6 protein-coding genes are annotated in these 6,358 nt (G+C 54.0%); all 6 read right to left on the bottom strand.

The window, feature by feature from the left end:
• Positions 1 to 381: 381 nt before the first annotated feature.
• Complete coding sequence (gene pgaB / locus CHR62_RS06405; RefSeq protein WP_123660390.1) at positions 382 to 1,542, bottom strand: poly-beta-1,6-N-acetyl-D-glucosamine N-deacetylase PgaB; 1,161 nt, start codon at positions 1,540 to 1,542, stop codon at positions 382 to 384.
• Between the two features lie 64 nt (positions 1,543 to 1,606).
• Positions 1,607 to 2,779, bottom strand: a complete 1,173-nt coding sequence (locus CHR62_RS06400; protein ID WP_123660389.1) for an ABC transporter substrate-binding protein — start codon at positions 2,777 to 2,779, stop codon at positions 1,607 to 1,609.
• Between the two features lie 160 nt (positions 2,780 to 2,939).
• Positions 2,940 to 3,659: an ABC transporter ATP-binding protein gene (locus tag CHR62_RS06395; RefSeq protein WP_123660388.1), complete on the bottom strand. Its 720-nt coding sequence runs from the start codon at positions 3,657 to 3,659 to the stop codon at positions 2,940 to 2,942.
• Between the two features lie 8 nt (positions 3,660 to 3,667).
• Positions 3,668 to 4,423, bottom strand: coding sequence for an ABC transporter ATP-binding protein (locus CHR62_RS06390; protein WP_123660387.1), 756 nt, complete (start codon positions 4,421 to 4,423; stop codon positions 3,668 to 3,670).
• The gene (locus tag CHR62_RS06385; protein WP_123660386.1) at positions 4,420 to 5,418 is read right to left on the bottom strand and encodes a branched-chain amino acid ABC transporter permease; all 999 of its coding nucleotides are present in this window, start codon (positions 5,416 to 5,418) and stop codon (positions 4,420 to 4,422) included. Before CHR62_RS06385 ends, CHR62_RS06390 begins: the two co-directional genes overlap by 4 nt.
• 2 nt (positions 5,419 to 5,420) lie before the next feature.
• Positions 5,421 to 6,335 carry a branched-chain amino acid ABC transporter permease gene (locus CHR62_RS06380; RefSeq protein ID WP_123660385.1) on the bottom strand — a complete coding sequence of 305 codons (915 nt, stop codon included), beginning with the start codon at positions 6,333 to 6,335 and terminating at the stop codon, positions 5,421 to 5,423.
• Positions 6,336 to 6,358 lie beyond the last annotated feature (23 nt).

Genomic DNA, 6,358 nt, shown 5'->3' with positions numbered 1-6,358 from the left:
TTTTTAATCAACTCCTTAAAACCACCACCACGACTTGAACAACTCGCCTTATTCAGGCCAACCCCACAACCGAAACCCAGAACCTGGACCCCAACTGCGCGGCTTAAAAAAAGTTGCTGCCTCGCCCTTTGCTTTACCGCTTATTCGGGTAAACCCGAATTGGCTGTGCTGCAAAGGAGGCGAACTATAGCACGCTTATTTTAAAGTGTGCAAGTCAACCGCGAAAAATATTCAAAATAGTTTGAAAAATGCCGGTTTACGACTGGGCATGCGGGTTATTTGACTGTGGCACTACTTGATAACGGCACACCAACCAATACAGACCAGGTGATTTATGGCAGTGGCGCTTAATTGGTGAAGGTGGCCCTACGCACACTGACTTTATTCATCGCGCATTAATGGCGCTATAAGCTGTACCCTAGGGCGGCCACGAATAAAGTCGTCGGGGTAATAGCCTACATGGCGCGCACCTTGTTTATAAAGCGCTGCCATCCACGATACAAGTGTTTGCTCTTCTATATAGGGCTGCCCCGGCAAAGACCAGTCGCGCGCCTGCAACTCAAATATAGTGCGAGCAAGGCCATTTCGCTTCTCGGCCACTTTATCCACCAGTCGCTCAAGCCAAGCCTCCGCAACTTCCGGCCGAACTCCTTCCATTAACGGCATAGCCATCACTGCTGCCCAGTCATAAATGGCAAGGAAGTCATCGAAGTTTTGCGCAAACCAGGTTTCGCTGTCGGGCCGAAGCACAGGTAACGCATATATATTGCGCGCCGTCTTTAGGGGCTGGCCTCTTACCGCCTGCGCGCAGTCCAGTAGCTCAATCGTGAAGTCATTCAACGCTTGGGTCTTGTAACGTGTCCAACGTTGAAAGATGTCTTGGTCAGCGCGTAGCTCGTGAATGGTTGACGGCAAGCCCGCTTGTGCATAGGCAGCCAAGGCAGACTCACTTGCGTCTTCATAGTCACTTAACAATGCGTCGTCGTGAAATAAAACGCCATCAAAGTCCGCCGACCCGGCCAGGTCTTCGTAGATTTCACCAACAGTCTCGCGCACACGTTTGCTAAACGGCGATAACCGCAAGTACTGATTCGGATCGGTCAAGGGGGGGTGAACCAGCGGCTTGGGGTCAACACGCACCACGCGCTCGAAAGTCGAGTCGAGCGCATACCCCAGCACTGGCATCCAGGCGTATACCGCCACGCCCAACTGATTACGCAACCGCGTGGCCACATTACCGAATAGGTCGGCCCGAACCGGTAAGTGACGATTAGAGAAGTACAGCTGACGGATCAGCCCATCGCCTACGGGGTCTGCAAACGCCTGCAAGAAAACAGTATTAGCGCCAATAGACGCCACACGAGCAACCAAGGCCTCGAGGTTACGCCCAACCTGAGAGGCATCGCTGTCGTACAGGTAGTCTAGATCGATGTGTATGACGCGCTTGCAATCGCAAGCCTGCCTAGCCCGAAGTACAGGTGGCCAGCCCGGCCATAACGTTAGCAGCGCACCCGACAGCAATAACGTACGTCTTGAAAGCATGACAAGCCCCGATAGATATCAGGGCTGTCAGTTCAACATAAGACAACGCCTTATGCCATACGCCTTATTTCATAGGGCACTGCGATACATAGACGTCTTGATGCGCTTCGAGCGGGGTACCCATGAACTTCGGCACCACCTTGTCGCCCGCTTTTTGATATTCGAAAATATAAAAATTCTGGACGGGCATGTTATTGGTGTTGAAGCTGAACGAGCCGCGCACAGACTTGAACTCAGACCCCGCCTTTTTTACCGCCGCAGCAAACTTCGCATTGTCGGAGACGTCTCCGCCTAAATTACGAATGGCGACATCAAGAATGTTGGCAGAATCAAAACCTGCTGCAGCATAGTAACTGGGTGTGCGGTCGTATTTTTTACGAAACGCCTCAACGAATGCCTTGCTGGTTGGGTTATCGAGCTCGGCATCCCAAACCACGCTGGCCGCTGTGCCTTCGGCCGCATTGCCAATTGCGGGCAATGTGGTTGGGTCGACCATGAACACCGAGAACACAGGCAGCTTGGGCAACAAGCCGGCCTGCGACATTTGCTTGGTAAAGTTGATACCCATCCCGCCGGGGTAAAACACAAACACCGCCTCGGGCTGAGCGGCCTGGATCTGCGTAATTTCAGCGGAGTAATCGGTTTGCCCAACCTGGGTGTAGATTTCGTCTACAACCTTACCCTTGTAATAACGCTTGAACCCGGCAAGCATGTCTTTACCGGCCTGATAATTCGGGGCCATAAGAAAAACGCTCTTAAAGCCTTTCTCTTGGACGTACTTGCCCATCGCCTCTGACGGGCCGTCGGACTGCCACGACGTGACGAATACATTGGGCTTGCATTCTGCGCCCGCCAATATGGCGGGCCCGGCATTAGAGGCCAGGGCGACTTTGCCACTTTCAACGATTCTGGGCAGACTGGCCATCAGTACATTGGTTGCACTCAAACCGACAATGGCATCGACCTTATCGAGGTCAAGAAGCTTGCGGATAGCCTGCGCCCCCAGCTCGGGCTTGATTTGATCATCTTCACGGATAACCGTCACCGCCTGCCCGCCCAGCTTTCCGCCAGCCATCTCAATGGCAAGCATCAAGCCATCGTATTGTTCTTTCCCTAGTTGGGCGGTTGGGCCAGAAAATGGACCGATGAAGCCGATCTTGACTTCGGCCATCGCGCCGTATGAGGCCATAGCTAACGCGGCCCCCAACAGCAGCTTAGAAACTGCAGATGATTTCATTGACTTGTCTCCTGTTTTTTATGGTTGCAGACCAATAAAACATGCTTCGGCCCATGCACCCATGGTAAAGATGACGAAAATCCAGTCAACAAAAAATCGGACATAACGGCTACCCAAATTATGAATAACCCATGTCCGATCATCACATCTGCGCCGTCGATTAAACCCCCAGATACTGGCTGACTACCTTCGGATCATTTCTTAAGTCACCTGAGGTGCCCGACCAAACGACTTGACCCTTTTCAAGCACATAATGGCGATCAGCAAACCCAAGCAATGCCCCGACATTCTTGTCGACCACAATCTGCGACATGCCCTCGGCTTTAAGGGCCGTTAATGCGGCCCAGATTTCAGCACGAATCAGGGGCGCCAGGCCCTCGGTGGCTTCGTCGAGCACCAGCAAACGCGGGTTTGTCATCAGCGCACGGCCAATGGCCAGCATTTGCTGCTCGCCGCCCGATAACTGACCGCCAAAGTTCGTGCGCCGCTCTTTCAGGCGGGGAAAGAACTGATACACGCGATTGAGTGTCCAGGGCGCAACCCCCTGCCCTCCGCTAACGGGCGGACGCGCGGTAGCGATGAGATTTTCTTCGACCGTTAAATTGGGGAACACTTGACGACCTTCAGGAACAAGCCCCAGGCCCAAACGGGCAATACTGTATGAGGGTAGCGCATGCGTTGCTTGCCCCACAAACTGTATGTGCCCTTTACTAACAGGCAATAGCCCAAAAATACATTTGATGGCAGTGGAGCGACCCATGCCGTTTCGCCCCAGCAGGGTGACGACCTCGCCCTGTCGAACTTCGAATGACACCCCGAATAGCGCCTGGGCACGCCCATACGCGGCGTGGATGTCGTTAACTTGCAGCAATGCAGACATGTTTTCTCCTAGCCGATGTGCTCGTCGCCCAAATAGACCGTTTTAACTTCCGGGTTATTGCGAATGTCATCGGGCGTACCCGTACACAGCACCTTGCCGTATACCAATACCGTGATCCGATCGGCCAAGGCAAAAACGGCCTCCATATCGTGCTCGATCAGCAAAATGGAATGAGAACCCTTCAATGACTTGAGTAGCTCAATAACACTCGTGGACTCTTGAGGGCTCATCCCGGCCATGGGTTCGTCGAGCAACAGCACCTTCGGCTTGGCCGCCAGGGCCATGGCAAGCTCCAACTGACGGCGTTCGCCGTAAGCCAGCTCGGCCGCCGGCACCTCGGCGCGATGAGACAGCCGGGTGATTTCAAGCGCATGACGGGCGGCTTCGACGAGGTCTGCCCGCCCCAGCATGGGACGCCAAAAATAATACGCGTGGGATTTCGCCCCCATGGCAGCCAGCACCGTGTTTTCGAGCACTGTGAACTCTTCAAAAATAGAAGTGATCTGATATGAGCGCAGCACACCGCGACGGGCCCGGTCGTAAATGGGTAGCGCGGTAATTTTCTGCCCCGCGTACAGCACATCGCCCGTATCCGACCAGAGTTCGCCAGACAATTGATTAATTAATGTGGTTTTGCCCGCACCGTTTGGACCAATAATGGCGTGCAGCTCACCTTCATGGACATCGATAGAAACGGAATCGGTGACCAGAAGCCCACCATAACGCTTGATAAGCGATTGAGTTTGCAATGCCGGCTTGCTCATGCCTGCTCTCCTTTAGGCTGCGGGCCACGCTTGCCCGAATTGCCAACACGCAGGGCCACGGCATCGAGAAAACCTACAATGCCGGCCTTACCCACCAGACCAATCACAACAATGGCCAGACCAAACACGGCCAACCAATGCGTGGTGAACATTTTCAGCAACTCTTCAAGACCCAGGAAGGCAAGTGCCCCTAACAATGGCCCAAATACGGTACCAATGCCGCCCAGCACCAGCATGACCACCAGATCGCCTGAAATAATCCAGGACAAAGTGGTGGGTGACGCGAAGGCATTGAGATTGGCCAGTAAGAACCCAGCCACCGAGCACAGCATGGCTGACAGCACGTAAGACACCAACAAATATTGCTGCGCCTGGAAACCGATAGCGTTAACACGACGGATGTTTTGACGTGCGCCACGCAAGACCATGCCAAAAGGCGATACGCGCAGCTTTGCCGTCCACCAGGTTGACAGCACCAGCAACACAAACGCCACACCGTAAACGGTATAGACACCGCCAAAATCGAGCCCAAGCATTTTGCTGGTATTGGCAATACTTGTGCCGTCGTCGCCCCCGTACTGCTTAAGGCTGACAAACAGGAAGTACCCCATCTGAGCGAACGCCAGCGTGATCATGATGAACCCGATGCCTGTGGTGCGCAGGCTGATCGCGCCGGTGATATAGCCCAACAGACCGCTGACCAAAAGGCAAATAAACAAATGGACCCAGCCACTGTCGATACCGTAGAACGACGGTATGGCCACGCTATAAGCGCCGATACCCATGAACAACGCGTGCCCAAGACTGACCAACCCGCCAAACCCCAGGGCGATATTTAGCGCAATCACCGCAATGGCGTAAATGAGCACACGCGCATAAAACGCGACGTAAAAAGTGCTGTCGGTGAAATAGCCCCAAAAAGGCACCAGCGCCAACAACAGAATAATTGTGACGGGAACCAGCGTACTTAACTTGAATGGTGTTGTTTGCGTCATCGTTATCTCCGGGCACCGAACAGGCCTTGTGGGCGAAGCGCAAGCACAACCGCCATCAGGACATATATAAGCATTGAGGCGATTGCGGGCCCCGCAGCATTAGCGATGTCGCGCGCCATGAATTCGCGCAGGATCATGGGCAAGAAGGCCCTGCCAAGTGTGTCGACCACGCCAACGATTAACGCCGCATAAAAGGCACCACTCACCGAGCCGATACCGCCAATCACAATGACGACGAGGGTCGTGATAAGGACTGGATCGCCCATACCGGACTGAATCGACAGAATGGGACTGGCCATGACGCCGGCCAACCCTGCCAATGCCGCCCCCAACCCAAATAACAAAGCATTCAGGAATTTGATGTTGACGCCAAGCGCGCCCACCATTTTGGGGTTAACAGAGCCTGCCCGGATCAACATGCCCAAACGCGTCTTGTTGATGACTGCGTGAGCGCCTACCGCCACCAAGAGCCCCACCACGATGATGGCAAAGCGATAAGCGGGGTAGTTCATGCCGAAAATGCTGACCGTACTGTCGAGCCATGCGGGAACAGGCAAGAAGTACGGTTGAGTACCCCAGAGAATTTGCACCATCTCGTTGAAGAACAGCACCATGCCAAAAGTCACCAGCACATGGTCGAGGTGGTCTCGCGAGTAAAGCCTGGATACAGCCAGGCGCTCAAGGATGACGCCTACGGCAATACTGCCGAAAATGGCCGCAAAAAAAGCCAGCGTCAGGGAATCTGTATTTTTGAATGTGAGTGCCGCAAAGTAGGCGCCCAGCATATAGAGCGACCCGTGAGCAAGGTTCACGAAGCTCATGATGCCGAACACCAGCGTCAGCCCGGCGGCCAGCAAAAACAGCAGGACGCCGTATTGCAGCCCATTCAACAACTGGGAAAATACCAGTGTTGTCATATGTCTCCTCCTGGTCGGTCATG

It is taken from the genome of Pusillimonas sp. NJUB218 (assembly GCF_003788685.1).
Taxonomy (GTDB): Bacteria; Pseudomonadota; Gammaproteobacteria; order Burkholderiales; family Burkholderiaceae_B; genus Neopusillimonas.
This window is presented reverse-complemented; position numbering and strand designations above follow the sequence as displayed.

Excerpts from the sequence above, each read along its gene's own strand:
- pgaB (WP_123660390.1), bottom strand. The coding sequence starts at position 1,542 with ATGCTTTCAAGACGTACGTTATTGCTGTCGGGTGCGCTGCTAACGTTA.
- CHR62_RS06400 (WP_123660389.1), bottom strand. The coding sequence starts at position 2,779 with ATGAAATCATCTGCAGTTTCTAAGCTGCTGTTGGGGGCCGCGTTAGCT.
- CHR62_RS06395 (WP_123660388.1), bottom strand. The coding sequence starts at position 3,659 with ATGTCTGCATTGCTGCAAGTTAACGACATCCACGCCGCGTATGGGCGT.
- CHR62_RS06390 (WP_123660387.1), bottom strand. The coding sequence starts at position 4,423 with ATGAGCAAGCCGGCATTGCAAACTCAATCGCTTATCAAGCGTTATGGT.
- CHR62_RS06385 (WP_123660386.1), bottom strand. The coding sequence starts at position 5,418 with ATGACGCAAACAACACCATTCAAGTTAAGTACGCTGGTTCCCGTCACA.
- CHR62_RS06380 (WP_123660385.1), bottom strand. The coding sequence starts at position 6,335 with ATGACAACACTGGTATTTTCCCAGTTGTTGAATGGGCTGCAATACGGC.